Below are 24,617 nucleotides of genomic sequence, written 5' to 3' on the forward strand. Positions count from 1 at the left end.
TTTTGAAGGGAGGATTTACCCTTGTTTGAATTAAATAATTTTGAGGCAATACAAATTGGTTTAGCATCTCCAGAACAAATAAGACAATGGTCAAGAGGAGAGGTTAAAAAGCCTGAAACAATTAACTACAGAACACTAAAACCAGAAAGAGATGGTCTATTTTGTGAAAGAATTTTTGGACCAATGAAAGACTGGGAATGTCATTGTGGAAAGTATAAAAGAGTAAGATATAAAGGTATAGTTTGTGATAGATGTGGAGTTGAAGTCACAAAGGCTAAAGTAAGAAGAGAAAGAATGGGGCATATAGAATTAGCAGCCCCAGTATCTCATATTTGGTACTTTAAAGGAATTCCATCAAGAATGGGATTAATATTAGATATGTCACCAAGAGCTTTAGAAAAAGTTTTATATTTTGCATCTTATATCGTAATTGATCCTAAAGAAACGCCATTGTTAAAGAAACAACTTCTTAACGAAAAAGAATATAGAGAAGCTGTAGATAAATATGGTGATGAAAGTTTTGTTGCAGGAATGGGTGCAGAAGCAATTCAAGAACTGCTTAGTGAAATTGATTTAGAAAATGGATCAAAAGATTTAAAAGAAGAACTTAAACAAAGCACAGGGCAAAAGAAAGTTAGAATTATAAGAAGACTTGAAGTTATAGAATCATTTAGAAAATCAGGAAATAAGCCTGATTGGATGATTATTAATGTAATACCAGTAATTCCGCCAGATTTAAGACCAATGGTTCAATTAGATGGTGGTAGATTTGCAACATCTGATTTAAATGATTTATATAGAAGAGTAATAAACAGAAATAACAGATTGAAGAAGCTGTTGGATCTAGGTGCGCCAGATATCATAGTTAGAAATGAAAAGAGAATGCTTCAAGAAGCAGTAGATGCTCTTATTGATAATGGTAGAAGAGGAAGACCAGTAACTGGACCAGGAAATAGACCGTTAAAATCTCTTTCGGATATGTTAAAGGGTAAGCAAGGTAGATTTAGACAAAACTTACTTGGAAAGAGAGTTGACTATTCAGGTAGATCAGTTATAGTTGTTGGACCAGAATTGAAAATGTATCAATGTGGTCTTCCAAAAGAAATGGCGATAGAATTATTTAAGCCATTTGTAATGAAGAAGTTAGTTCAAGATGGAGTGGCTCACAATATAAAGAGTGCTAAGAGAATGGTGGAAAGAGTGCAACCACAAGTATGGGATGTATTAGAAGAAGTTATTGCAGATCATCCAGTATTACTTAACCGTGCACCTACGCTTCATAGACTTGGTATTCAAGCTTTCCAACCAGTATTGGTAGAAGGTAGAGCTATTAAACTTCACCCACTAGCATGTACGGCGTATAATGCCGACTTTGATGGTGACCAAATGGCTGTCCATCTTCCATTGTCAGTAGAAGCGCAAGCAGAAGCTAGATTCTTAATGTTGGCAGCAACAAACATTTTAAAACCATCAGATGGTAAGCCAGTTTGTGTTCCAACTCAGGATATGGTTCTTGGTTCATATTATTTAACGATGGATAAAGAAAATGCTAAGGGTGCTGGAATGACATTCTCAAGCAAAGATGAAGCGATAATGGCATATGAAGTTAAAGCAATTGCCGTACATGCTGAAATAAATGTTAGGATGTTTAGAGAAGTTGATGGAGTAATAAAATCTAAGGTTATTAAGACTACTGTTGGAAAGATTATATTTAATGAATCAATCCCACAAAATCTTGGATTAGTTAACAGAGAACTTGAAGAAGAAAAATTTAATTTAGAAGTTGATTTCTTAGTTACTAAGAAATCATTAGGGAAAATAATAGATAATTGTTACATGAAGCATGGCCCGGTAAAAACATCTATAATGCTTGATAATATCAAAGCGTTAGGATATCATTACTCATCTATAGGGGCAGTTACAGTTGCTTCATCAGATATCATAGTTCCAGATTCTAAATATGATTTACTTAAAGAAGCAGATGAAACTATAGATAAAATTGAAAAAATGTATAAAAGAGGATTCATATCTGATGATGAAAGATATGAAAGAGTTATAGAAAAATGGACTCAAACAACTGAAGATGTAGCAAATGCTTTAATGGATAGTCTTGATAAATTCAATCCAATATACATGATGGCAGATTCAGGAGCCAGAGGATCTAAGTCTCAAATTAAGCAATTAGCTGGAATGAGAGGACTTATGGCAAGTCCATCAGGTAAAATCATCGAATTACCTATTAGAGCATCATTTAAAGAAGGATTAGACGTATTGGAATATTTTTCATCTACACATGGAGCTAGAAAAGGTAATGCGGATACCGCTTTAAAGACTGCCGATTCAGGATATTTAACAAGAAGACTAGTTGATGTATCACAAGATGTTATTGTAAGAGAAGAAGATTGTGGTTCTGAAGATGGTATATATGTAAGTGAAATAAAGGAAGGTAACGAAGTTATCGAAGAATTAAGAGAAAGATTAATTGGTAGATACACTGCAGAAGATGTTGTCGATCCTAAGACTGGAGAAGTTGTAACTTACAGAAATGAATATATGGATCCAGATGTAGCAGATAAGATAGTTTCAACTGGAATCAAGAAAGTTAAAATTAGATCTGTATTTACTTGTAGCTGTAAAGTTGGTGTATGTTCTAGATGTTATGGTATGAACATGGCAACTGCTAAGAAAATTGATATTGGAGAAGCAGTTGGGATTATTGCAGCTCAATCAATTGGGGAACCAGGAACACAACTTACAATGAGAACATTCCATACAGGTGGAGTTGCGGGAGCCGATATCACGCAAGGTTTACCTAGAGTTGAAGAACTATTTGAAGCTAGAAAACCTAAGGGGCTTGCAATAGTAAGTGAAATTAATGGTACTGTTAAAATTGAAGATACAAAGAAAAAGAGAGTAGTAATAGTTATGAGTTCTGATGGTGAAGAACGTAGTTATGATATACCATTTGGTTCAAGATTAAGAGTTAGTGAAAGTGATTATATCGAAGCAGGAGATGAAATCACTGAAGGATCGGTAAATCCTCATGATATAATGAGCATAAAAGGTATAGATGGAGCTAGAAGATACCTACTATCAGAAGTTCAAAAAGTTTATAGACTACAAGGTGTTGATATCAATGATAAGCATCTAGAAGTGGTTGTTAGACAAATGACTAGAAAGATAAAAGTTTTAGAATCAGGTGATACTGAATTGCTACCAGGTACACTTATCGATATGTTTGACTTCAATGAAGAAAATGCAAGAGTTAGAGAATTTGGTGGAGAAGAAGCAAATGGAGAACAAACTCTACTAGGTATAACTAAAGCAGCATTAGCAACGGATAGTTTCTTATCGGCAGCTTCATTCCAAGAAACAACAAGAGTTTTAACAGAAGCCGCAATTAAAGGTAAAGTAGATCCGCTAGTTGGATTAAAGGAAAATGTTATTATTGGTAAGTTAATTCCAGCTGGTACTGGAATGATGAGATACAGAGAATTAAAAGTAGCTCTAGATGAAGAGTTAATGGAAGAAGCAATTGAAGAATAGAATTTAATTATATTGACATGAGTAATGTAAAATGATACAATACAATTTGTGTGATTTAAAATGCAAAATAACACAAATTAATGTCAATACTATTGTTTTTTGAGTATTAAATTGATAGATTATAGTTAATGTATCAATTCAATATATAAAGTCAACATTAGTTATGGAGAGTATATGGAATACATCTAGAGGTATATACTGTATATTCTAATAAATTAGCTTTTATCTTAATTTAAAAATAGATAAATAAATTTCAGGAGGTGAAAAAATGCCAACTATTAGCCAATTAGTAAGAAAAGGCAGAAAATCAGCAGTAGTTAAATCAACTGCGCCAGCACTTAAAGAGTGTCCTCAAAAAAGAGGTGTATGTACAGTTGTTAAAACAACAACTCCTAAGAAGCCTAACTCAGCATTAAGAAAAATTGCCAGAGTTAGATTAACAAACGGATTTGAAGTAACTGCATACATTGGTGGAGTAGGTCACAACTTACAAGAACATAGTGTTGTTCTTATAAGAGGTGGAAGAGTTAAGGACCTTCCTGGTGTTAGATACCATATTGTAAGAGGTGCATTAGATTGCGCTGGAGTAGCTAACAGACTTCAAGGAAGATCAAAGTACGGTGCTAAGAGACCTAAACAAAAATAGGACTTTTAACTAACAGTGGTGCTTATCTTCAACAGAATTTATAGATTTGACTTAAGTTTATATATAGATGTAAAGATGTAGCACTTTGCGGTATTATGAATACCGAGTACCGATGAACTTAAATTTAAAATGTTAAGGAGGGAAGAAAAGTGCCAAGAAAAGGACATATTGCAAAAAGAGATGTATTACCAGATCCAGTATACAGTTCAAAAGTTGTTACTAAATTTATAAACAGTATTATGGAAGATGGTAAGAAGGGTGTTGCCCAAAAAATATGCTATGACGCATTTGAATTAATAGCAAAAAGAAGTGGAAAAGAAGCTTTAGAAGTATTTGAAGAAGCTATGAACAACGTAATGCCATTACTAGAAGTTAAAGCTAGAAGAATAGGTGGTGCTACATATCAAGTTCCAATAGAAGTTAGACCAGAAAGAAGACAGACATTAGGAATAAGATGGATGTTAATAGCAGCAAGAAAAAGAGGCGAAAAGTTAATGTGTGAAAGAGTAGCAGGTGAATTACTAGATGCATCTAACAACACAGGAGCAGCTGTTAAGAAGAGAGAAGATACTCACAAAATGGCAGAAGCTAATAAAGCATTCGCACATTACAGATACTAATATATATCAAAAACTGTTTTGGCTTATGCTAAGGCAGTTTTGTCAAATTAAATTATATTTACTCGTTGAGAGGAGGACAAATAAATGGCTAGAAAATATCCTTTGGAAAAATTCCGTAATTTCGGTATAATGGCTCATATAGATGCAGGTAAGACAACGACTACTGAACGTATATTATTCTATACAGGCGTTAGTCATAAAATAGGAGAAGTTCATGATGGTGCAGCTACGATGGACTGGATGGTTCAAGAACAAGAAAGAGGTATAACAATTACTTCAGCTGCAACTACATGTTTTTGGAAAGATCACGAACTTAACATCATTGATACTCCTGGTCACGTAGACTTCACAGTTGAAGTTGAAAGATCTTTAAGAGTACTTGATGGAGCTGTTACAGTTCTTGATGCGAAGAGTGGGGTTGAACCACAAACTGAAACTGTTTGGAGACAGGCGGACAAATACGGTGTACCAAGAATGATCTATGTAAATAAGATGGATGCAACAGGTGCAGACTTCTTTAGATGTGTAAGCACTGTTAAAGAAAGATTAAAAGCAAATGCGGTTCCAATTCAAATTCCAATTGGAGGCGAAGAAAACTTTAAAGGTATGATTGACCTTATAAGAAACGTTGCTATTATGTATTATGATGATCTTGGAAAAGACATGAGAGAAGAAGCTATATCAGCAGAATATGCTGATCAAGCTGAAGAATATAGATCAGCAATGATAGAAGCTATTGCTGAAACTGATGAAGTACTAATGGAAAAATATTTAGAAGGTGAAGAAATCACTGAAGATGAATTGCATAGTGCTTTAAGAAAAGCTACAATAGCTAATGAAATTTATCCATGTATTTGTGGTTCTTCATACAAAAACAAGGGTGTTCAACAAATGATTGATGGTGTTGTAGCTTATTTGCCATCACCATTAGACATTCCAGCTGTAAATGGAACAACGTTAGACGGTGAAGAAGCTCATAGAGAAGCTTCGGATTCTGAACCATTATCTGCATTAGCGTTCAAGATTGCTACTGACCCATTTGTTGGTAAATTAGCATTCGCAAGAATATATTCAGGAGTAATGGAAAGTGGTTCATATGTTCTTAACTCAACAAAAGGTAAGAAAGAAAGAATCGGTAGACTTGTTAAGATGCATTCAAACTCAAGACAAGAAGTTGAATCATTAGAAGCAGGAGAACTTGGAGCAGTAATAGGACTAAAGAACACTACAACTGGTGATACTTTATGTGCTGAAAATAATCCAATAATCCTTGAATCAATGGACTTCCCAGAACCAGTTATTAATGTTGCGATTGAACCTAAAACAAAAGCAGCACAAGAAAAGATGGGATTAGCATTAGCTAAATTAGCAGAAGAAGATCCTACATTCAAGACTTGGACTGATACAGAAACAGGTCAAACAATTATTGCAGGTATGGGAGAGCTTCACTTAGAAATTATCGTTGATAGACTTACAAGAGAATTTAAAGTTGAATGTAACGTTGGTGCTCCTCAAGTTGCATATAAAGAAACAATTAGAAATGCTGTTAAAGCTGAAGCTAAATATGCTAAACAATCAGGTGGTAAAGGACAATACGGTCATGCTGTAATTGAAATGGAACCAACTGAAGGTGATTATATATTTGAAAATGCTATCGTAGGTGGAGCGATTCCAAAGGAATATATTCCAGCTATTGATAACGGTATTAAAGAAGCAGCTTTAAATGGTATCATTGCAGGATATAATGTTATTAATTTTAAAGTTAAATTAGTACACGGTTCATACCATGAAGTTGACTCATCTGAAATGGCATTTAAGATCGCTGGATCTATGGCATTCAAAAATGCTATGGCAAAAGCAAACCCAGTACTTCTTGAACCTATGATGAAGGTTGAAGTAACAGTTCCTGAAGAATACATGGGAGATGTTATTGGAGATATCAACTCAAGAAGAGGTAGAATGGAAGGAATGGAAGCTGTTAATGGAGCTCAAGTTATTAGAGCGTTCGTGCCATTATCGGAAATGTTTGGATATGCTACTTCATTAAGATCTAGAACACAAGGTAGAGGCGTTTACTCAATGGTATTCGACCATTATGAAGAAGTTCCAAAGAACATTCAAGAACAAATTGCTGGTAGTAGAGCTAAATAATATCTAAAAAATATAGTTGGTTACTATTTATATGGTTATTTATATTATATATATTTTAATAATTTATATAAATAGTAAAAAACTTGAATAATATAAGTAGATATTAAAATATCTATCAGTTATAATATTTACGAAAAGATTCTTTTAATTAATGTCTATATAAGGGAGGAAAATTACAATGGCAAAAGCAAAGTATGAAAGAAGTAAACCACACGTTAATATTGGAACAATAGGTCACGTAGACCACGGAAAGACAACATTAACAGCTGCAATTACAACAGTATTATCAAAAAAAGGATTTGCAGAAGCATTTGATTATGCAGCAATAGATAAAGCACCAGAAGAAAAAGAAAGAGGAATCACAATCAATACAGCACACGTTGAGTATCAAACAGAAGCAAGACACTATGCTCACGTTGACTGTCCAGGGCATGCTGACTATGTTAAGAACATGATAACAGGAGCAGCACAAATGGATGGAGCTATATTAGTTGTATCAGCAGCAGATGGTCCAATGCCACAAACAAGAGAACATATCCTATTAGGATCAAGAGTAGGTATCGAATATATCGTAGTATTCTTAAATAAAGCAGATATGGTAGATGATCCAGAATTATTAGAATTAGTTGAAATGGAAGTAAGAGAATTGTTAAGCGAATATGACTTCCCAGGAGATGATATTCCAGTAATAACAGGATCAGCATTAAAAGCATTAGAAAATCCAGAAGATGCAGAAGCAAACAAATGTATCTTAGATTTAATGGATGCAGTAGATAGCTATATCCCAACTCCAGAAAGAGCAACAGATAAGCCATTCTTAATGCCAGTAGAAGATGTATTCACAATCACTGGAAGAGGAACAGTTGCAACAGGAAGAGTTGAAGCTGGAGTACTTCACGTAGGAGACGAAGTAGAAATCGTAGGATTAAGTGAAGAAAAGAAGAAAGTAGTAGTAACAGGAATAGAAATGTTCAGAAAGTTATTAGACGAAGCGCAAGCAGGAGATAATATCGGAGCATTATTAAGAGGAGTACAAAGAACTGATATCGAAAGAGGTCAAGTTTTAGCAGTACCAAACTCAGTGCATCCACACACTAATTTTGTAGGTCAAGTATACGTATTAAAGAAAGAAGAAGGTGGAAGACATACTCCATTCTTCGATGGATACAGACCACAATTCTATTTCAGAACAACAGACGTTACAGGATCAATCAAATTACCAGACGGAATGGAAATGGTAATGCCTGGAGATCACATTGATATGAAAGTTGAATTAATCACTCCAATCGCAATGGATGAAGGATTAAGATTCGCTATCAGAGAAGGTGGAAGAACTGTAGGTTCTGGAGTTGTTACTAGCATAGAAAAATAATAGTAAGTAATTTAAAGATTAAAAGCAAGGAATTAATTCCTTGCTTTTACTTTGGAAAAAATCATTATAATTAGATTATATGACTTGTACTGAGTTTTTAATTTTATTGTATAGAAAAACTATATAAAATATTGAAAATATATAAAATATCGAGTAAAATAGTGAAAGCGAATTACTAAGATGAAGAAAAAATAAAAAGTTAGAAAAATGTAAAAAAAAGCTTGAAAAGACTGTGTAACAATAGTATAATTAAGAAGTTGCATAGCATACAGCGATGAATCAAGAGGTTGCCGGACTTCCGGGTAATTCTTGATGAGTAAGTTTGGGTCTAGAACCCGACGACAGGGATTTTGTGAAATTTCGCAAAGGTGTGAAACACCTGGAGCAGTTTACAGAATAGCCGCTGTTGTGCGTTAGAAGTAAAACGTACATAAAAAGGAGGGAAATGAAATGTCAAAGCAAAAAATAAGAATTAGATTAAAGGCTTTTGATCACACAATATTAGATCAATCAGCTGAAAAAATCGTTGAAACTGCAAAAACAACAGGAGCTAAGGTTGTAGGACCAGTACCATTACCTACTGAAAAAGATGTTGTTACAATATTAAGAGCGGTTCATAAGTACAAAGATTCAAGAGAACAATTCGAAATAAGAACTCATAAGAGATTAATCGACATTGTTAATCCATCACCAAAAACTGTTGATGCATTAATGAGATTAAATCTTCCAGCTGGTGTTGATATAGAAATCAAGCTATAATAACTGGAAATAAAAAAGAAAACGGCTAGTTATGATTGTTAACAGTCCGCTAATTAGTTTGGGAGGTGTAAATACATGAAAAAAGCTATAATTGGTAAAAAAATTGGGATGACACAAATTTTCAATGAAAGCGGAAAGGTGATTCCTGTAACTGTAGTTGAAGCTGGTCCATGTGTTGTTGTTCAAAAGAAAACATTAGATAATGATGGTTATGAAGCAATACAAGTTGGTTTTGATGAAATAAGAGAAAAATTAGCTAACAAGCCAAGAAAAGGTCAATTTGCTAAGGCAGGAGTTAGTTTAAGAAGAACATTAAAAGAATTCAGACTTGAAGACATTAGTCAATATGAAGTAGGAGCTGAAATAAAGGCGGATGTATTTGAAGTAGGAGAAAAAGTTGATGTATCTGCTGTTTCAAAAGGTAAGGGGTTCCAAGGTGCTATTAAGAGATGGAATCAACAAAGAGGAGATATGACTCACGGTTCTAAGTTCCATAGAGCACCAGGTTCAATGGGAGCTTCATCAGATCCATCTAGAACATTCAAGAATAAGAGAATGCCAGGACATATGGGATCTGTTAACACAACAGTACTTAATTTAGAAGTTGTTAAAGTAATAGCTGAAAAGAATTTAATACTAATTAAGGGTGGAATCCCAGGACCTAATAAAGGTACAGTAGTAATTAAAGATACAACTAGAGCTTAATTTCTTTGAAGAAAGGAGGAAATAGAATGCCTACAGTAGGAGTATTTAATAAAGAAGGAAATAAAGTTGCAGACATGGAGTTAAATGAAAGTGTATTTGCAACAGAAGTTAATGAAGCTGCATTACATCAAGTAGTAGTAGCGTTATTGGCTAACAAGAGACAAGGAACTCAATCAACTAAGACTAGATCTGAAGTTAGAGGAGGCGGAATTAAGCCTTGGAGACAAAAGGGTACTGGAAGAGCAAGACAAGGTTCTATCAGAGCGCCACAATGGATTAAAGGTGGTATTGTATTCGCACCAAAGCCAAGAGACTATAGAGTATCAGTTCCAAAGAGTATGAGAAAGGTTGCTATGAAATCCGCTTTAACTAGCAAGGTACAAGAAAATCAAATGATCGTTCTTGAATCATTAAATTTCGATGCACCAAAGACTAAAAATATGGTAGAAATGTTAAAAGCTTTAGAAGCTAACAAAGCTTTAATCATAACTGCTGAATCAAATGAGGTTGTTTATAAATCAGCAAGAAATATTCAAGGAATAAGTGTTATTCCAGCAAATAACATCAATGTATATGATTTATTAAAGTATGAAAAATTAATCATAACTAAAGATGCGGTATCAAAAATTGAGGAGGTGTACGCATAATGAAATTAACAAGCCATGATATAATAAGAAAGCCAGTTATAACTGAAAAAAGTATGTCATCTATGGCCGAAAAAAAGTACACTTTTATAGTTCATGCTGATGCTAATAAGTCTCAAATAAAAAGAGCTGTGGAAGAAGTTTTCAATGTTAAAGTTGAAGATGTTAATACTATAAACGGTTTAGGAAAAACTAAGAGAATGGGCGTACATGTAGGTAAGAGACCAGACTACAAAAAAGCTATTGTTAAATTAACTGAAGAAAGCAATGGAATTGAATTCTTCGAAGGAATGCAATAGTATAATAAAGCCATTATTGGTGACAAACACCAGAGAAGCTTGAAAAAGGAGGGAATTTTAAATGGCAGTTAAAAAATTTAACCCGATTACACCAGCAAGAAGACAAATGACTATGCCAACTTTTGAAGAAATAACTTCACAAGAACCAGAAAAGTCACTTCTTGTAGCATTGAAGAGCAAAGCGGGTAGAAATAATCAAGGTAAAATCACTGTTAGACATCGTGGTGGTACTGTTAAGAGAAAATACAGAATAATAGATTTCAAAAGAAATAAAGATGAAATTCCAGCAAAGGTTGCAACTATAGAATATGATCCAAACAGAACAGCGTATATCGCACTTGTTGTATATGCAGATGGAGAAAAAAGATATATTCTTGCACCAGTAGGATTAAAAGTTGGAGATGTTATAGAATCAGGTGTTAATGCTGATATTAAACCAGGTAATGCTCTTCCATTAAAGAACATACCAGTTGGTACAGTTATTCATAACATTGAATTACAAAGAGGAAAAGGTGGCCAATTAGTTAGAGCTGCTGGTAATTCAGCACAATTAATGGCTAAAGAAGGCGATTATGCAACTCTTAGATTACCATCAGGTGAAATGAGATATGTAAGAATCGAATGTAGAGCTACAATTGGAACACTTTCTAATGCAACTAATGATATAGTTAATATCGGTAAAGCAGGAAGAAAGAGACATATGGGATGGAGACCAACAGTTAGAGGTTCTGTTATGAATCCTAATGATCACCCTCACGGTGGTGGTGAAGGTAAATCTCCAGTTGGTAGACCAAGTCCAGTTACTCCATGGGGTAAACCAGCACTTGGATACAAAACTAGAAAAAGTAAAAAATATTCGGATAAGTTTATTATCAAAGATAGAAGAACTAAGTAGTTTGGGGAGAATAGTAAGTTCTCTTCACAACTTAGGGCTTAGCATTTATGAAGGGAGGCATATTAGTGAGTAGATCAACAAAGAAAGCACCTTTTGTTCATGAAGGACTTTTCAAGAAGGTAGAAGAAATGAATGGGAGTGGAGATAAAAAGGTTGTAAAGACTTGGTCAAGAAGTTCAACTATTTTTCCACAATTTATAGGTCATACAATTGCTGTTCATGATGGAAGAAAGCACGTACCAGTATATATATCAGAAGACATGGTTGGACATAAGTTAGGTGAATTTGTATTAACTAGAACTTATAAGGGTCATGATTCAGATAAATCATCAAAAAAGAGATAGCCTGGAAAGGAGGATCATAAATGGAAGCTAGAGCTATAGCAAAATATATCAGAATGTCTCCAACAAAGGTAGGAGTAATTCTTGATTTAATAAGAGGAAAACAAGTTAATGAAGCTTTTGCTATTTTACAATATACTCCAAGAGAAGCAGCTGTTGTAATTAACAAAGTTTTAAAGTCAGCTGTTGCGAATGCAGAAAATAATTTAGAATTAAACGCTGATAATTTATATGTTTCAGAATGTTTCGTTGGTCAAGGATCAACATTAAAAAGATTTCAACCTCATGCTCAAGGTAGAGCATTTAAAATTTTAAAGAAAACAAGCAATATAACAGTTGTTGTTAAAGAAAGAGCTTAGTTTATAAAAGGAGGGAAAAGCAAGTGGGTCAAAAAGTAAATCCTCATGGCCTTAGAGTAGGTGTTATCAAAGGTTGGGATGCAAAATGGTATGCTAACAAAAAGAATTTTGCAGACAATCTTGTAGAAGATAATCAAATTAGAAAGTTTGTTAAAAAAGAACTTTTTTCAGCAGGTATTTCTAAAATAGAAATCGAAAGAGCAGCTAAAAGAGTTAAATTAAATATATATACAGCAAAGCCAGGTGTTATAATAGGCAAGGGTGGAGCTGGAATTGAAGCTTTAAAGAATAAATTAACTGCATTTGTTAAAAACAAAAATGTTTTAATAAATATAGTTGAAGTTAAGAGTGCAGAAGCTGATGCTCAATTAATGGCAGAAAACATTGCTGCACAATTAGAAAAGAGAATTTCATTCAGAAGAGCTATGAAGCAAACAATGCAAAGAGCTATGAAACAAGGAATTAAAGGTGTAAAAACTGCATGTTCTGGAAGACTTGGCGGAGCTGAAATAGCAAGAACTGAACATTATCATGAAGGAACAATTCCACTACAAACATTAAGAGCAGATATTCAATATGGATTTGCAGAAGCAGATACAACATATGGTAAAATCGGAGTTAAGGTTTGGGTTTATAATGGAGAAGTTCTTCCAACTAAGAAAGTAGAAAAGGAAGAGGCTAACGCATAGGAAAGGAGGAATAGATCATGTTAATGCCTAAAAGGGTAAAACATCGTAAGGTGCAACGTGGTAGAATGAAAGGTAAAGCAACAAGAGGTAATTTCTTGGCTTATGGAGATTACGGAATCCAAGCACTAAGTTGTGGATGGATTACAAGCAACCAAATTGAATCTGCCAGAATTGCAATTAATAGATACATTAAAAGAGGTGGAAAACTTTGGATAAAGATTTTCCCAGATAAACCAGTTACAGAAAAACCAGCTGAAACAAGAATGGGTTCAGGTAAAGGATCACCAGAATACTGGGTTGCAGTAGTTAAACCAGGTAGAGTATTATTTGAATTATCAGGTGTACCAGAAGAAACTGCAAGAGAAGCAATGAGACTTGCTTCACACAAACTTCCTGTAAAGACAAAATTTGTTTCAAAAAGAGATTTTGCGGAAATGGGTGGTGAAGAATAATGAAGGCTAGAGAATTAAACGAATTAAAATCAAGCAATCCTCAAGATTTAACAATAAAACTAGGCGATCTTAAAGCTGAATTATTTAACTTAAGATTTCAATTAGCTACAGGTCAATTAGAAAATCCAATGAGAATAAGAGAAGTTAAGAAATCTATAGCCCAAATAAAAACCATCTTAAGAGAAGAAGAATTAAAGGCATTGGAACAATAAAAGTTGGAAGGAGGTAAGCCCTAATGGAAAGATCATTAAGAAAAAAAAGAATTGGTAGGGTTGTTTCTGATAAAATGGAAAAGACTATTGTAGTTGCTGTTGAAACTAAAGTTAGACATCCGTTATATGGAAAAACAGTTAATAAGACTACAAAGTTCAAAGTACATGACGAAAAAAATGAAGCTAAAATCAATGATAGAGTATCAATAATGGAAACTAGACCTTTATCTAAAGATAAGAGATGGAGACTTGTTGAAATAGTTGAAAAGGCTAAATAAGCTTTAAAACTGAAAGGAGGGTAATTTAATGATACAACAACAAACCTTATTAAAGGTTGCAGATAATTCAGGTGCAAAAGAAATTATGTGTATCAGAGTCCTAGGCGGATCTAAAAGAAAGTTTGGTAATATCGGTGATATTATAGTAGCGAGCGTTAAAAGTGCAACACCAGGTGGAGTTGTTAAAAAAGGTGAAGTTGTAAAGGCAGTTGTAGTTAGATCAGTAAAAGGTGTAAGAAGAGCAGACGGTTCATATATTAAATTTGACGAAAACGCAGCAGTTATAATTAAAGATGATAAACAACCAAAAGGAACTCGTATCTTTGGACCTGTTGCTAGGGAGCTAAGAGATAAAGAATTTAACAAAATTTTATCATTAGCACCAGAAGTTCTATAAGAGGAGGTGGCTAACTTGAAGATACATGTAAGAAAGAATGATACAGTTATTGTTATATCAGGTAAAGATAAAGGCAAGACTGGTGAAGTAATAAAGACATATCCAAAGACAGGAAAAGTTCTTGTTCAAGGAGTTAATATAGTAAAGAAACACCAAAAGGCTAATAAAGGCCAAATGGAAAGTGCTATAATTGAAAAAGAAGCGGCAATCAATAGTTCAAAAGTTATGTTATATTGTAACAAATGTAAGAATGCAACTAGAATTAGTAACAAAATCTTAGATGATGGTACTAAGGTTAGAGTATGTAAAAAATGCGGAGAAACATTCTAAAATTTGAAAGGAGGTAACTAATATGACAAGACTTCAAGAAAAGTATCAAAAAGAAGTAATTCCAGCTATGATCGAAAAGTTCGGATATAAAAACATAATGGAAGTTCCTAAATTAGAAAAGATCGTAATTAATATGGGAGTTGGAGAAGCTAAAGAAAACCAAAAGGTTTTAGAATCAGCAGTTAGCGATTTAACTTTAATAGCAGGTCAAAAACCTATATTAACAAGAGCAAAGAAATCAGTAGCTAACTTTAAAATTAGAGAAAACATGGCATTAGGATGCAAAGTTACTCTAAGAAAAGTTAAGATGTTTGAATTTGCTGATAAATTAATGAGTATTGCTTTACCAAGAGTTAGAGATTTCAGAGGAGTTTCAAGCAAAGCATTTGATGGTAGAGGAAATTATTCATTAGGAATCAAAGAACAATTAATATTCCCAGAAATTGAATATGATAAGATTGATAAAGTTAGAGGAATGGATATAATCTTCGTTACTACAGCTAACACTGACGAAGAAGCTAGGGAATTATTAAGATTCCTAGGAATGCCATTCGCTCAATAATAAGGAGGGAAACACATTGGCACGTAAGGCTATTATTGAAAAGTGGAGCAAAACTCCTAAATTTAAAACACAAGCTTATACAAGATGTAGAATATGTGGAAGACCACATGCTGTATTAAAAAAATATGGAGTATGCCGTATTTGTTTTAGAGAGCTTGCTTATAAGGGCGAAATTCCAGGTTGTAGAAAAGCAAGTTGGTAATATACACAATGTAACGAAAGGAGGCACATTAAATGGTTATGACAGATCCTATAGCAGATTTATTAACTCGTGTAAGAAATGCTAATTCTGTAAGACATGAAGTGGTAGAGATACCTTCTTCAAAAGTAAAGAAGGAAATTGCAAATATATTATTACAAGAGGGTTATATAAAAGAAATAAATGAATATAACGATGGTGTTGTTCCAATGTTAAGATTATCTCTTAAATATGGAGCCAACAAAGAAAGAGTTATAACTGGTATTAAGAGAATTTCTAAGCCAGGATTAAGAGTTTATTGTAAAAAAGATGAAGTACCTAAGGTTCTTAATGGATTAGGAATTGCTGTTGTTTCAACTTCAAACGGAATAATGGTAGATAGAGAAGCTAGAAAGAAGAGTTTAGGCGGAGAAGTAATCTGTTACGTTTGGTAATATTTTTAATAAACTAAGCGAAGTTACGATAGACATATAATTTTTAAATAATACAGGAGGTGCAATTATGTCAAGAGTAGGTAGATTACCAATAGCTATTCCTGCTGGCGTAACTGTTACTGTAACACCAGACAACGTTGTTACAGTTAAGGGGCCAAAGGGTGAATTAGTTAAAACTATGCATGAAAATATTAGCATAGCTGTTGAGAACAATGAAGTAATTGTTACTAGACATAGTGAACAAAAAGATCATAGAGCTCTTCATGGTTTAACAAGAGCATTGATTAATAATATGGTAATTGGAGTAAAAGAAGGTTATCAAAAGACTTTAGATTTAGTTGGTGTTGGTTATAGAGCTCAATTACAAGGAAAGAAACTTGTAATGAACCTTGGATATTCACACCCAGTTGAAATTGAACCTATTGACGGAATCACATTCGAAACTCCAGCTGCAACTAGAATAATAGTTAGCGGAATCGACAAAGAAAAAGTTGGATTTGCAGCAGCAGATATAAGAAAATGGAGATTACCAGAACCATACAAGGGTAAAGGTATTAAGTACGAAAACGAAGTGATCAGACGTAAAGAAGGTAAGACTGGTAAGAAATAATAGAAAGGAGTGAGTTTTATGTTCAAAAAGGTAGACAAAAAGGCAAAAAGAGAAAAACGTCACCTTAGAGTTCGTAAAAAAGTTTTTGGAACTGCGGAAAGACCAAGACTTTCAGTTTTTAAGAGTGAAAAGAATATATATGCACAAATTATCGATGATATAAATGGTGTTACATTAGTAGCTGCTTCAAGTCTAGATAAAGATTTCGCTGTTAAAGGCGGAAACAAAGAAGGCGCTAAGCTTGTTGGAGAAGTAGTTGCAAAAAAAGCTATAGAAAAAGGAATTGATACAGTGGTATTTGACAGAGGTGGATACATATATCACGGAAGAATTCAAGAATTAGCACAAGCAGCTAGAGAAGCAGGCTTGAAATTCTAATATACGAGGAGGGAAATAAATGAGAATCGATCCTAGTACACTAGACCTTAAGGAAAAGGTTGTTTTTATAAACAGAGTTACTAAGGTTGTTAAGGGTGGTAGAAACTTCAGATTCAGCGCTTTAGTTGTTGTCGGAGACGAGAACGGACACGTTGGTGTTGGAATGGGTAAGTCTATCGAAATCCCAGAAGCAATTAAAAAAGGAATAGAAGATGCTAAGAAAAATTTAGTAAGTGTTGCAATGGTGGGAACAACAGTTCCACATCAAGTGAACGGTAAATTTGGAACTTCAAATGTTTTAATTATGCCAGCTAAAGAAGGTACAGGAGTTATCGCTGGAGGTCCAGCAAGAGTTGTACTTGAATTAGCAGGGTTAAAGGATGTTAGAGCTAAATCATTAGGATCAAACAATCCTAATAACATGGTAAGTGCTACAATAAACGGATTAGCTAGTTTAAGAACAGTTGAAGATATTGCTAGATTAAGAGGCAAATCTGTAGAAGAAATATTAGGTTAGGAGGTATTGCAATGGCTAAATTAAGAGTTACATTAGTAAAGAGCTTAATAGGTAGAAAGAAAGACCATATCGCTACTGCAAATGCTCTTGGACTTAAGAAAATAGGAAAAACAGTAGAACCTGAGGCAACACCTCAAGTACAAGGTATGATAAAAAAGATTGAATATCTATTAAAAGTAGAAGAAGTATAAAAATAAGGAGGTGCACTGAATATGAAACTTCACGAATTAAAACCAGCAGCAGGTAGCAAGAAAGCACCTAAAAGAATTGGTAGAGGTACTGGTTCTGGCTTAGGAAGAAATGCTGGTAAAGGTGAAAAAGGTCAAAATGCGAGATCAGGTGGTGGCGTAAGACCAGGTTTTGAAGGCGGTCAAATGCCTTTATATAGAAGACTTCCAAAGAGAGGTTTTACAAATATTTTTGCTAAGAAAATTGTTAGCATAAATCTTGATAGATTAAATATATTTGAAAATGGTACAGAAGTTACACCAGAAGTATTACTTGATAGAAGAGTTATAAGTAAAGTATTAGACGGCGTAAAGATTCTTGGAAATGGAACATTAGAAAAAAGCTTAACAGTTAAAGGATGTAAGTTCTCTAAGTCTGCTATAGAAAAAATTGAGGCAGCTGGGGGAAAAGTTGAGGTGATTTAAAGTGCTTCAAACTCTACGTAATGCATTCAAGGTTCCTGATATTAGAAAAAAGATCCTATGGTCTATATTATTAGTTGCAGTTTTCAGGATGGGAAGCCATATTCCTCTTCCTGGAATTAATTCTGAATATCTAAAGAGTCTATCTCAATCGGGAGGCTTAATAGGATTTTATGATATGATTTCTGGAGGTGCTCTTAGCAGATCTAGTATATTAGCATTAGGTGTTATGCCATATATTAATGCATCAATCATAATCCAATTGCTAACTGTTGCAATTCCACAGTTAGAACAGCTTTCTAAAGAGGGGCAAAATGGAAGAAAGAAAATACAAAATGCTACGCGTTATGTATCTTTGGGAATATCTTTCATATTAGCATATGGAATATTTGCAACAATTTCTAGTAGCGGTGCAACATCAGGATTGCAATTGATACAAAAGATAATCATTATTTTTGCATTAGTAGTTGGTACTACATTTTGTATGTGGTTAGGTGATCAACTTACAGTTAAAGGAATTGGTAATGGAACGTCTATATTAATATTTGTAAATATTATTTCAAGAATTCCAACAACCATTGCTTCAATGTTGACACTTAAAGAAGCTGGAAGTGCAAGTATTGTAGGGATTACATTGTTTGGAGTATTTATTGTGTTAATGCTTGGAACGATTCTATATTTTTCATTATCAGAGAGAAGAATACCAGTGCAATATGCTGGTAAATTCGCTTCTGGAAATGTTGGTATGGTAAAATCACAATCAACACATATTCCATTAAGTATAATTGGTTCTGCAGTTTTAGCAATTATATTTTCTATGTCAGTAATGGAGTTCCCAAAAACAATAGCACAATTGTTTGGTGGTTTCGGTGAAGCTCAAAAAGAATGGGCAAAGTGGATTTTAAATAATCCTACATGTCCTTTTAACCAAAAGAGCTGGATATATTTAGTATTGTATTCAGTGCTTACAGTATTTTTCAATTGGTTTTATACTCAGATTACATTTAAACCAGATGAAATGTCTGAGAATTTACACAAATCAGCAGGTTTTGTACCAGGAGTAAGACCAGGAGAAGAAACTACAATATATTTTGAGAAAGTTCTTAACAGATTATCATTTATTGGTGGAGTATTGGCAGCGATTTTAGCTATTAGTCCAATAATTATACAAAACTACACTGATTTTAAAGATATAAATTTCACAGGAACTGGAATGTTGATTCTTATAAATGTTGCATTAGATTTTACTAGAAAAGTAGAATCACAAATGGTAGTTAGACACTATAAAGGATTTCTTAAATAGATTAGAATAAATGGAGATGAAGCCAGTGAAGATAGTATTACTAGGTCCTCCTGGAGCTGGAAAGGGAACGCAGGCTAAATCAATCAGTAATAAATATTCAATACCACATATTTCTACAGGAGACATTTTTAGAAAAAATATTTCTGAAAACACTCCTTTAGGAATAGAAGCAAAAAGTTATATGGATAACGGACAGCTGGTTCCTGATGAAGTAACTATCAACATGGTTAAGGATAGATTGAAACAGGATGATTGTAGTGCTGGATATTTATTAGATGGTTTTCCTAGAACTGTGGTTCAAGCTGATGCTCTTAACAGCTTTCTTATAGAAAGAGGAGAACAATTAGATACTGCATTATTGATAAAAGTACCTAATGAATTTATCTTAGAAAGAATGACTGGTAGAAGAGTATGTCCATCATGTGGAGCAAGTTATCATGTGAAATTCAATCCTCCAACTAATGAAGGAAAGTGTGATCTGTGTGGAAGTGAAGTTATACAAAGGAAAGATGATACAGTTGAAACTGTAAAAGAAAGACTTGATGTATATCAAAAAGAAACACAACCATTAATCGAATTTTATGGTGAAAAACAATTGCTTTCAGCAGTAGATGGTACAAAAGCTATTAATGAAGTTTTCAGAGGAATATGTGAAATATTGGGGAATAATAAGTAATGATTATTATAAAAAATAGTGATGAAATAGCCCTAATGAAAAAAGCAGGTATAATAGTAGGAGAAACATTGCTATTGCTTGAAAAAGAGGTAAAACCCGGTATAACAACTGCAGATTTGGATAGAATAGCAGAAGAATTTATAACTAAGCATGGAGCAAAACCTTCATTTAAAGGCTTATATGGTTTTCCTTCGTCACTATGTATTTCAGTGAATGAGCAGGTAATACATGGATTTCCAAGTGCTTATGTTCTTAAAGAAGGAGATATAGTTAGTATTGATTGTGGAGCATTTTATAATGAATTTCACGGAGATGCGGCTAGAACCTTCCCAATTGGGAATATTTCAGCAGATGCTCAGAAATTAATTGATATAACAAGAGAAAGTTTTTTTCAAGGTATAAAGTTTGCCAAAGAAGGAAATAAATTAACTGATATATCATATGGGATACAAAGCTACGTAGAAGCAGCAGGTTTCTCTATTGTAAGAGATTTTGTAGGTCATGGAATTGGACGAAAAGTCCATGAAGAACCCAATGTACCTAATTTTGGGAAAGCTGGTAGAGGTCCGAAATTACTTAACGGCATGGTATTAGCAATAGAACCTATGGTTAATGCAGGTACTCATAAAGTTAGAACATTAAAAGATGGATGGACAGTTGTGACAGCTGATAATTCTTTATCAGCACACTATGAAAATACAGTTGCAATTTTATCGGATGGACCTGAAATATTAACACTGATTAAGTAGAAAAAAAGAGTGTTGCTTAGTTATAAATTTGCATAATACCGTAATGGTGATGTGATTTATACTAAGGTAATCATAGAGGTGAAAAATTTGCAAAACAATGACTTGATTGGAAAAGTAGTACTTTCAAAAGCAGGAAGAGATATAGATCACTTATATGTTGTTGTTAGGCAGATAGATGATAATTATGTATTACTAGCTAATGGAAATACAAAATTAATTAATATGCCTAAGAAGAAAAAGATTAAACACTTAAGTATTTTAGAAGATATAGATGATAAATTATTATCATCAATACAATCATGCGATAAGAGTACTGATTTAAAAATTAAGAGATTTCTAAAGTTTAGATGCATTGTTAAGGAGGGTTGATTACCTTATGTCAAAAGATGACGTTATAGAAATGCAAGGTACAGTCCTAGAGTCATTACCAAATGCTATGTTTCAAGTTGAACTTGAAAGTGGGCATAAGATTCTAGCACATATATCAGGTAAATTAAGAATGAACTTCATAAGAATTTTACCAGGAGATAAAGTTACAGTAGAGCTTTCTCCTTATGATTTAACAAGAGGTAGAATTACATGGAGAGCTAAATAGGTAGATATGCTAGATTTAATATCTATCACAAAAGTAATATGAGGAGGGTTAGCTATGAAAGTAAGACCATCAGTTAAGCCTATTTGTGAAAAGTGCAAAGTAATAAGAAGAAAAGGGAAAGTCATGGTAATCTGTGAAAATCCTAAGCACAAGCAAAAACAAGGCTAATGATCAAGTTACAATATTATTTACATTAAAATAAATGTAAATAATATTGACATTTCAGCAAAAGTCAAATATGATTATATAGTCGTTTAATTAATCAAAAATAAATTTTAGGGCGGCTGACAATGGAAATTCTCTATTGACCTAGAATTTTATTATAAATATTAAATCAACTTTATACATTTCAATTATCAGGAGGTGTAAATTTTAATGGCAAGAATATCAGGTATTGACCTACCAAGAGAAAAAAGAGTTGAAATAGGTTTAACATATATATATGGGATAGGCTTAGCAACTTCACAAAAAATCTTAACTGTAACAGGAGTTAATCCAGATACAAGAGTTAAGGATTTATCAGAAGAAGAAGTTAATGAAATCAGAACTTATATCAACAAGAATTTAATGGTTGAAGGTGACTTAAGAAGAGACGTCGCTTTAAATATCAAGAGACTAGTAGAAATAGGATCATACAGAGGAATTAGACATAGAAGAGGTCTTCCAGTAAGAGGACAAAAAACTAAAACTAATGCTAGAACTAGAAAAGGTCCTAAGAAAACAATAGCTAATAAGAAGAAATAGTAAGGAGGGAAGATAATGGCAGCTCAAAAAGTTAAAAAGACTAGAAGAAAAAAAGAAAGAAAAAATGTTGAGCATGGTGCTGCACACATTAAGTCAACTTTTAATAATTCAATAGTTACTTTAACAGATGCAGTAGGAAATGCTTTATCATGGTCAAGTGCAGGAGCACTAGGATTTAGAGGATCAAGAAAGAGTACACCATATGCAGCTCAAGCAGCAGCAGAAACTGCAGCTAGAGTAGCAATGGAACATGGTTTAAAGAGTATAGAAGTTTATGTTAAGGGACCTGGTTCAGGAAGAGAAGCAGCTATAAGATCCTTACAAGCAGCAGGACTAGAAGTAACTTTAATTAAAGATGTTACTCCAATACCACATAATGGTTGTAGACCACCAAAGAGAAGAAGAGTCTAATTATAACTGTAAATAGGAGGTGTAATTTTAATGGCAAGATATACTGGCGCTACATGTAGATTATGTAGAAGAGAAGGTATGAAACTTTTCCTTAAAGGTGATAGATGTTTTACAGATAAATGTGCTTTTGTAAGAAGAAGCTATGCACCAGGACAACATGGAGCAAATAAAAAGAAGATTTCAGACTATGGAGTTCAATTAAGAGAAAAGCAAAAAGCAAGAAGAATTTATGGCATATTAGAAGGCCAATTCAGAACATATTATGAAAAAGCTGACCATATTAAAGGTATTACAGGTGAAAACTTACTTAAATTATTAGAAATGAGACTTGATAACGTAGTTTATAGATTAGGTTACGGTGCATCAAGAAATGAAGCTAGACAATTAGTAACTCATGGACATTTCTTAGTGAATGGCAAGAAAGTTGACATTTGTTCATACAATGTTTCAGTTAATGATGTAATTACTGTATGTGAAAAGAGCAGATCAAGTGAAAAGTTTAAAACTTTTGCAGAAAATCCAAAAACTTTACCAAAATGGTTGGAAGCTAATGTTGATAACTATGAAGGAAAAGTAGTTGCAGAGCCATCAAGAGAAGATATAGATGTGCCTGTTAACGAAACACTTATTGTTGAGTTATACAGTAAATAATATATTTATATTTGTTAGAGAAATTTATCACAATATATGCAAATATAGAATCAGTTGCCCTCATAATAAGGTTGCCATTTATAAAATAAGGAGGGTTTGTCAATGTTAGAAATCGAAAAGCCAATAATAGAATGTATAGAAGCTAATGAAGATGGTACGTATGGTAAATATGTTGTTGAGCCACTTGAAAGAGGATATGGTATTACATTAGGGAATGCCTTAAGAAGAATATTATTATCATCTCTTCCAGGAGCAGCTGCAACTTCTGTTAAAATCGACGGAGTTCTTCATGAGTTTTCTACTGTTCAAGGAGTTAAAGAAGATGTTACTGAATTAATTCTTAATGTCAAATCATTAGCTTTAAAAATGAATGGTGAAGGTCCAAAGGTTATTTATATTGATGCTAAGGGACCGGGTGAAGTTACTGGAGCAGATATAAAGACTGATGGAGATGTTGAAGTTGTTAATAAGAATTTACATATTGCAACTTTAGACAACGATGGAAGACTTTATATGGAATTGACAGTTAATAAGGGAAGAGGGTACGTTACTCAAAACAAAAATAAGAGTGATGAATTACCAATTTCATCAATTGCAGTTGATTCTATTTATACACCAGTAAAAAGAGTTAATTTTACTGTTGATAATACAAGAGTTGGTCAAATTACTGATTATGATAAATTAACTTTAGAAATTTGGACTGATGGTACTATAAAAATAGATGAAGCTATCAGTTTATCAGCAAAAATACTTATTGAACATTTTAAGTTATTTATGTCATTGACAGATAATACTAACGATGTTGAAATAATGATAGAAAAAGAAGATGATAAGAAAGAAAAAGTACTAGAAATGACTGTAGAGGAACTTGATTTATCAGTTAGATCATACAACTGTTTAAAGAGAGCTGGAATTAATACAGTTCAAGAACTTGCCACAAAGTCCATGGACGATATGATGAAGGTAAGAAATCTAGGAAAGAAATCTTTAGAAGAAGTTGAAAGAAAGCTTAAAGAGTTAGGTTTATGTCTAACTTTAAGTGAGGAGTAAGGAGGTAAATCCAATGGCAAGTCATCGTAAATTAGGTCTTCCTACAGACCAAAGAAGAGCTATGCTAAGAAATCTTGTTACTAGTCTATTAAAACATGGTAAAATCGAAACAACTGATACAAGAGCTAAAGAAACTAGATCAATAGCAGAAAAAATGATTACTCTTGGAAAAAGAGGAGATCTTCATGCTAGAAGACAAGTATTATCTTATGTTCAAGAAGAATTAGTTGTTAAGAATTTATTTGATAATGTAGCTCCAAAGTACGCTGAAAGAAATGGCGGATACACAAGAATAATTAAAAAAGGTCCTAGAAGAGGGGACGGAGCTGAGATAGTAATACTTGAATTAGTATAATATCAAGGGGATTAAGTTTAGACTTAATCCCCATTTTA

General features: G+C 33.4%; 37 protein-coding genes. All 37 read left to right on the forward strand.

What is annotated here, in order from left to right:
- Positions 1–21 precede the first annotated feature (21 nt).
- Complete coding sequence (gene rpoC, locus CLPUN_RS04435) at positions 22–3,546, forward strand: DNA-directed RNA polymerase subunit beta' (RefSeq protein WP_077846157.1); 3,525 nt, start codon at positions 22–24, stop codon at positions 3,544–3,546.
- A 268-nt stretch (positions 3,547–3,814) separates the two neighbouring features.
- On the forward strand, positions 3,815–4,192 hold the full coding sequence (gene rpsL, locus CLPUN_RS04440; protein WP_077846158.1) for a 30S ribosomal protein S12: 378 nt from the start codon (positions 3,815–3,817) through the stop codon (positions 4,190–4,192).
- Between the two features lie 149 nt (positions 4,193–4,341).
- Entirely contained in the window at positions 4,342–4,812 is a 471-nt protein-coding gene (gene rpsG / locus CLPUN_RS04445; RefSeq protein ID WP_077846159.1) for a 30S ribosomal protein S7, read from the forward strand.
- An 84-nt stretch (positions 4,813–4,896) separates the two neighbouring features.
- Entirely contained in the window at positions 4,897–6,963 is a 2,067-nt protein-coding gene (gene fusA, locus CLPUN_RS04450) for an elongation factor G (protein ID WP_077846160.1), read from the forward strand.
- A 178-nt stretch (positions 6,964–7,141) separates the two neighbouring features.
- On the forward strand, positions 7,142–8,335 hold the full coding sequence (gene tuf, locus CLPUN_RS04455; RefSeq protein WP_077846149.1) for an elongation factor Tu: 1,194 nt from the start codon (positions 7,142–7,144) through the stop codon (positions 8,333–8,335).
- 450 nt (positions 8,336–8,785) lie between these two features.
- A complete protein-coding gene (gene rpsJ, locus CLPUN_RS04460; protein ID WP_008426564.1) occupies positions 8,786–9,094 on the forward strand; it encodes a 30S ribosomal protein S10 in 309 nt (102 codons plus the stop codon).
- A 75-nt stretch (positions 9,095–9,169) separates the two neighbouring features.
- Positions 9,170–9,799: a 50S ribosomal protein L3 gene (gene rplC / locus CLPUN_RS04465; RefSeq protein WP_077846161.1), complete on the forward strand. Its 630-nt coding sequence runs from the start codon at positions 9,170–9,172 to the stop codon at positions 9,797–9,799.
- A gap of 26 nt (positions 9,800–9,825) precedes the next feature.
- Positions 9,826–10,446 carry a 50S ribosomal protein L4 gene (gene rplD / locus CLPUN_RS04470; protein ID WP_077846162.1) on the forward strand — a complete coding sequence of 207 codons (621 nt, stop codon included), beginning with the start codon at positions 9,826–9,828 and terminating at the stop codon, positions 10,444–10,446.
- Complete coding sequence (gene rplW, locus CLPUN_RS04475; protein WP_077846163.1) at positions 10,446–10,742, forward strand: 50S ribosomal protein L23; 297 nt, start codon at positions 10,446–10,448, stop codon at positions 10,740–10,742. The genes rplD and rplW overlap by 1 nt, the downstream gene beginning before the upstream one ends.
- Before the next feature lie 61 nt (positions 10,743–10,803).
- The gene (gene rplB, locus CLPUN_RS04480; RefSeq protein WP_077846164.1) at positions 10,804–11,637 is read left to right on the forward strand and encodes a 50S ribosomal protein L2; all 834 of its coding nucleotides are present in this window, start codon (positions 10,804–10,806) and stop codon (positions 11,635–11,637) included.
- Positions 11,638–11,702: 65 nt separating this feature from the next.
- Positions 11,703–11,981, forward strand: a complete 279-nt coding sequence (rpsS, locus tag CLPUN_RS04485; RefSeq protein WP_077846165.1) for a 30S ribosomal protein S19 — start codon at positions 11,703–11,705, stop codon at positions 11,979–11,981.
- A gap of 20 nt (positions 11,982–12,001) precedes the next feature.
- On the forward strand, positions 12,002–12,337 hold the full coding sequence (rplV, locus tag CLPUN_RS04490) for a 50S ribosomal protein L22 (protein WP_009167817.1): 336 nt from the start codon (positions 12,002–12,004) through the stop codon (positions 12,335–12,337).
- Positions 12,338–12,360: 23 nt separating this feature from the next.
- Positions 12,361–13,026, forward strand: coding sequence for a 30S ribosomal protein S3 (gene rpsC / locus CLPUN_RS04495; RefSeq protein ID WP_077846166.1), 666 nt, complete (start codon positions 12,361–12,363; stop codon positions 13,024–13,026).
- Between the two features lie 17 nt (positions 13,027–13,043).
- Positions 13,044–13,478 (forward strand): 50S ribosomal protein L16, encoded by a 435-nt coding sequence (gene rplP, locus CLPUN_RS04500; RefSeq protein WP_077846167.1) that lies wholly within the window; start codon positions 13,044–13,046, stop codon positions 13,476–13,478.
- Positions 13,478–13,690, forward strand: a complete 213-nt coding sequence (rpmC, locus tag CLPUN_RS04505; protein ID WP_077846168.1) for a 50S ribosomal protein L29 — start codon at positions 13,478–13,480, stop codon at positions 13,688–13,690. Before rplP ends, rpmC begins: the two co-directional genes overlap by 1 nt.
- A gap of 23 nt (positions 13,691–13,713) precedes the next feature.
- On the forward strand, positions 13,714–13,968 hold the full coding sequence (rpsQ, locus tag CLPUN_RS04510) for a 30S ribosomal protein S17 (RefSeq protein ID WP_026886672.1): 255 nt from the start codon (positions 13,714–13,716) through the stop codon (positions 13,966–13,968).
- Positions 13,969–13,996: 28 nt separating this feature from the next.
- A complete protein-coding gene (gene rplN, locus CLPUN_RS04515; RefSeq protein ID WP_009167822.1) occupies positions 13,997–14,365 on the forward strand; it encodes a 50S ribosomal protein L14 in 369 nt (122 codons plus the stop codon).
- A 15-nt stretch (positions 14,366–14,380) separates the two neighbouring features.
- Positions 14,381–14,695 carry a 50S ribosomal protein L24 gene (gene rplX, locus CLPUN_RS04520; RefSeq protein ID WP_077846169.1) on the forward strand — a complete coding sequence of 105 codons (315 nt, stop codon included), beginning with the start codon at positions 14,381–14,383 and terminating at the stop codon, positions 14,693–14,695.
- 22 nt (positions 14,696–14,717) lie between these two features.
- Entirely contained in the window at positions 14,718–15,257 is a 540-nt protein-coding gene (rplE, locus tag CLPUN_RS04525) for a 50S ribosomal protein L5 (protein ID WP_077846170.1), read from the forward strand.
- Between the two features lie 16 nt (positions 15,258–15,273).
- Positions 15,274–15,459, forward strand: a complete 186-nt coding sequence (locus tag CLPUN_RS04530) for a type Z 30S ribosomal protein S14 (protein ID WP_015390350.1) — start codon at positions 15,274–15,276, stop codon at positions 15,457–15,459.
- 32 nt (positions 15,460–15,491) lie between these two features.
- Positions 15,492–15,890, forward strand: coding sequence for a 30S ribosomal protein S8 (rpsH, locus tag CLPUN_RS04535; RefSeq protein WP_077846171.1), 399 nt, complete (start codon positions 15,492–15,494; stop codon positions 15,888–15,890).
- Between the two features lie 67 nt (positions 15,891–15,957).
- On the forward strand, positions 15,958–16,500 hold the full coding sequence (gene rplF, locus CLPUN_RS04540) for a 50S ribosomal protein L6 (protein WP_077846172.1): 543 nt from the start codon (positions 15,958–15,960) through the stop codon (positions 16,498–16,500).
- An 18-nt stretch (positions 16,501–16,518) separates the two neighbouring features.
- Entirely contained in the window at positions 16,519–16,878 is a 360-nt protein-coding gene (gene rplR / locus CLPUN_RS04545) for a 50S ribosomal protein L18 (protein ID WP_077846173.1), read from the forward strand.
- Between the two features lie 19 nt (positions 16,879–16,897).
- Positions 16,898–17,395 (forward strand): 30S ribosomal protein S5, encoded by a 498-nt coding sequence (gene rpsE / locus CLPUN_RS04550; RefSeq protein WP_077846174.1) that lies wholly within the window; start codon positions 16,898–16,900, stop codon positions 17,393–17,395.
- Between the two features lie 11 nt (positions 17,396–17,406).
- The gene (rpmD, locus tag CLPUN_RS04555; protein WP_008426606.1) at positions 17,407–17,586 is read left to right on the forward strand and encodes a 50S ribosomal protein L30; all 180 of its coding nucleotides are present in this window, start codon (positions 17,407–17,409) and stop codon (positions 17,584–17,586) included.
- 21 nt (positions 17,587–17,607) lie between these two features.
- On the forward strand, positions 17,608–18,048 hold the full coding sequence (gene rplO, locus CLPUN_RS04560) for a 50S ribosomal protein L15 (protein WP_077846175.1): 441 nt from the start codon (positions 17,608–17,610) through the stop codon (positions 18,046–18,048).
- Position 18,049: 1 nt separating this feature from the next.
- Positions 18,050–19,348: a preprotein translocase subunit SecY gene (secY, locus tag CLPUN_RS04565; protein WP_077846176.1), complete on the forward strand. Its 1,299-nt coding sequence runs from the start codon at positions 18,050–18,052 to the stop codon at positions 19,346–19,348.
- A 25-nt stretch (positions 19,349–19,373) separates the two neighbouring features.
- Positions 19,374–20,024, forward strand: coding sequence for an adenylate kinase (locus tag CLPUN_RS04570; protein ID WP_077846177.1), 651 nt, complete (start codon positions 19,374–19,376; stop codon positions 20,022–20,024).
- Positions 20,024–20,773, forward strand: a complete 750-nt coding sequence (map, locus tag CLPUN_RS04575; RefSeq protein WP_077846178.1) for a type I methionyl aminopeptidase — start codon at positions 20,024–20,026, stop codon at positions 20,771–20,773. The genes CLPUN_RS04570 and map overlap by 1 nt, the downstream gene beginning before the upstream one ends.
- Positions 20,774–20,860: 87 nt before the next feature.
- On the forward strand, positions 20,861–21,142 hold the full coding sequence (locus tag CLPUN_RS04580; RefSeq protein WP_077846179.1) for a KOW domain-containing RNA-binding protein: 282 nt from the start codon (positions 20,861–20,863) through the stop codon (positions 21,140–21,142).
- Between the two features lie 7 nt (positions 21,143–21,149).
- Positions 21,150–21,368 carry a translation initiation factor IF-1 gene (gene infA, locus CLPUN_RS04585; protein ID WP_002582630.1) on the forward strand — a complete coding sequence of 73 codons (219 nt, stop codon included), beginning with the start codon at positions 21,150–21,152 and terminating at the stop codon, positions 21,366–21,368.
- Positions 21,369–21,422: 54 nt separating this feature from the next.
- On the forward strand, positions 21,423–21,536 hold the full coding sequence (rpmJ, locus tag CLPUN_RS04590) for a 50S ribosomal protein L36 (RefSeq protein WP_003156543.1): 114 nt from the start codon (positions 21,423–21,425) through the stop codon (positions 21,534–21,536).
- Positions 21,537–21,743: 207 nt separating this feature from the next.
- Complete coding sequence (gene rpsM, locus CLPUN_RS04595) at positions 21,744–22,112, forward strand: 30S ribosomal protein S13 (RefSeq protein ID WP_077846180.1); 369 nt, start codon at positions 21,744–21,746, stop codon at positions 22,110–22,112.
- A gap of 15 nt (positions 22,113–22,127) precedes the next feature.
- Positions 22,128–22,523 carry a 30S ribosomal protein S11 gene (gene rpsK, locus CLPUN_RS04600; protein ID WP_077846181.1) on the forward strand — a complete coding sequence of 132 codons (396 nt, stop codon included), beginning with the start codon at positions 22,128–22,130 and terminating at the stop codon, positions 22,521–22,523.
- Positions 22,524–22,553: 30 nt separating this feature from the next.
- A complete protein-coding gene (gene rpsD, locus CLPUN_RS04605; protein ID WP_077846182.1) occupies positions 22,554–23,174 on the forward strand; it encodes a 30S ribosomal protein S4 in 621 nt (206 codons plus the stop codon).
- Between the two features lie 102 nt (positions 23,175–23,276).
- Positions 23,277–24,224 carry a DNA-directed RNA polymerase subunit alpha gene (locus tag CLPUN_RS04610; protein WP_077846183.1) on the forward strand — a complete coding sequence of 316 codons (948 nt, stop codon included), beginning with the start codon at positions 23,277–23,279 and terminating at the stop codon, positions 24,222–24,224.
- Positions 24,225–24,237: 13 nt separating this feature from the next.
- Positions 24,238–24,579, forward strand: a complete 342-nt coding sequence (gene rplQ / locus CLPUN_RS04615; RefSeq protein ID WP_077846184.1) for a 50S ribosomal protein L17 — start codon at positions 24,238–24,240, stop codon at positions 24,577–24,579.
- The last annotated feature ends 38 nt before the right edge of the window (positions 24,580–24,617 follow it).

This window comes from Clostridium puniceum (assembly GCF_002006345.1).
Classification (GTDB): domain Bacteria; phylum Bacillota; class Clostridia; order Clostridiales; family Clostridiaceae; genus Clostridium; species Clostridium puniceum.

What these genes read in the sequence shown, in the direction of transcription:
- map (WP_077846178.1), top strand. Translation starts at nt 20,024, where the DNA reads ATGATTATTATAAAAAATAGTGATGAAATAGCCCTAATGAAAAAAGCA.
- rpsL (WP_077846158.1), top strand. Translation starts at nt 3,815, where the DNA reads ATGCCAACTATTAGCCAATTAGTAAGAAAAGGCAGAAAATCAGCAGTA.
- rpsQ (WP_026886672.1), top strand. Translation starts at nt 13,714, where the DNA reads ATGGAAAGATCATTAAGAAAAAAAAGAATTGGTAGGGTTGTTTCTGAT.
- CLPUN_RS04610 (WP_077846183.1), top strand. Translation starts at nt 23,277, where the DNA reads ATGTTAGAAATCGAAAAGCCAATAATAGAATGTATAGAAGCTAATGAA.
- rpmD (WP_008426606.1), top strand. Translation starts at nt 17,407, where the DNA reads ATGGCTAAATTAAGAGTTACATTAGTAAAGAGCTTAATAGGTAGAAAG.
- rplO (WP_077846175.1), top strand. Translation starts at nt 17,608, where the DNA reads ATGAAACTTCACGAATTAAAACCAGCAGCAGGTAGCAAGAAAGCACCT.
- infA (WP_002582630.1), top strand. Translation starts at nt 21,150, where the DNA reads ATGTCAAAAGATGACGTTATAGAAATGCAAGGTACAGTCCTAGAGTCA.
- rplV (WP_009167817.1), top strand. Translation starts at nt 12,002, where the DNA reads ATGGAAGCTAGAGCTATAGCAAAATATATCAGAATGTCTCCAACAAAG.
- rpsH (WP_077846171.1), top strand. Translation starts at nt 15,492, where the DNA reads ATGGTTATGACAGATCCTATAGCAGATTTATTAACTCGTGTAAGAAAT.
- rplE (WP_077846170.1), top strand. Translation starts at nt 14,718, where the DNA reads ATGACAAGACTTCAAGAAAAGTATCAAAAAGAAGTAATTCCAGCTATG.
- rpsM (WP_077846180.1), top strand. Translation starts at nt 21,744, where the DNA reads ATGGCAAGAATATCAGGTATTGACCTACCAAGAGAAAAAAGAGTTGAA.
- rpsJ (WP_008426564.1), top strand. Translation starts at nt 8,786, where the DNA reads ATGTCAAAGCAAAAAATAAGAATTAGATTAAAGGCTTTTGATCACACA.
- rpmC (WP_077846168.1), top strand. Translation starts at nt 13,478, where the DNA reads ATGAAGGCTAGAGAATTAAACGAATTAAAATCAAGCAATCCTCAAGAT.
- rplD (WP_077846162.1), top strand. Translation starts at nt 9,826, where the DNA reads ATGCCTACAGTAGGAGTATTTAATAAAGAAGGAAATAAAGTTGCAGAC.
- rplR (WP_077846173.1), top strand. Translation starts at nt 16,519, where the DNA reads ATGTTCAAAAAGGTAGACAAAAAGGCAAAAAGAGAAAAACGTCACCTT.
- rpmJ (WP_003156543.1), top strand. Translation starts at nt 21,423, where the DNA reads ATGAAAGTAAGACCATCAGTTAAGCCTATTTGTGAAAAGTGCAAAGTA.
- rpsK (WP_077846181.1), top strand. Translation starts at nt 22,128, where the DNA reads ATGGCAGCTCAAAAAGTTAAAAAGACTAGAAGAAAAAAAGAAAGAAAA.
- rplW (WP_077846163.1), top strand. Translation starts at nt 10,446, where the DNA reads ATGAAATTAACAAGCCATGATATAATAAGAAAGCCAGTTATAACTGAA.
- rplC (WP_077846161.1), top strand. Translation starts at nt 9,170, where the DNA reads ATGAAAAAAGCTATAATTGGTAAAAAAATTGGGATGACACAAATTTTC.
- rplQ (WP_077846184.1), top strand. Translation starts at nt 24,238, where the DNA reads ATGGCAAGTCATCGTAAATTAGGTCTTCCTACAGACCAAAGAAGAGCT.
- fusA (WP_077846160.1), top strand. Translation starts at nt 4,897, where the DNA reads ATGGCTAGAAAATATCCTTTGGAAAAATTCCGTAATTTCGGTATAATG.
- rplP (WP_077846167.1), top strand. Translation starts at nt 13,044, where the DNA reads ATGTTAATGCCTAAAAGGGTAAAACATCGTAAGGTGCAACGTGGTAGA.
- rplB (WP_077846164.1), top strand. Translation starts at nt 10,804, where the DNA reads ATGGCAGTTAAAAAATTTAACCCGATTACACCAGCAAGAAGACAAATG.
- rplN (WP_009167822.1), top strand. Translation starts at nt 13,997, where the DNA reads ATGATACAACAACAAACCTTATTAAAGGTTGCAGATAATTCAGGTGCA.
- rpsD (WP_077846182.1), top strand. Translation starts at nt 22,554, where the DNA reads ATGGCAAGATATACTGGCGCTACATGTAGATTATGTAGAAGAGAAGGT.
- rpsE (WP_077846174.1), top strand. Translation starts at nt 16,898, where the DNA reads ATGAGAATCGATCCTAGTACACTAGACCTTAAGGAAAAGGTTGTTTTT.
- rplF (WP_077846172.1), top strand. Translation starts at nt 15,958, where the DNA reads ATGTCAAGAGTAGGTAGATTACCAATAGCTATTCCTGCTGGCGTAACT.
- tuf (WP_077846149.1), top strand. Translation starts at nt 7,142, where the DNA reads ATGGCAAAAGCAAAGTATGAAAGAAGTAAACCACACGTTAATATTGGA.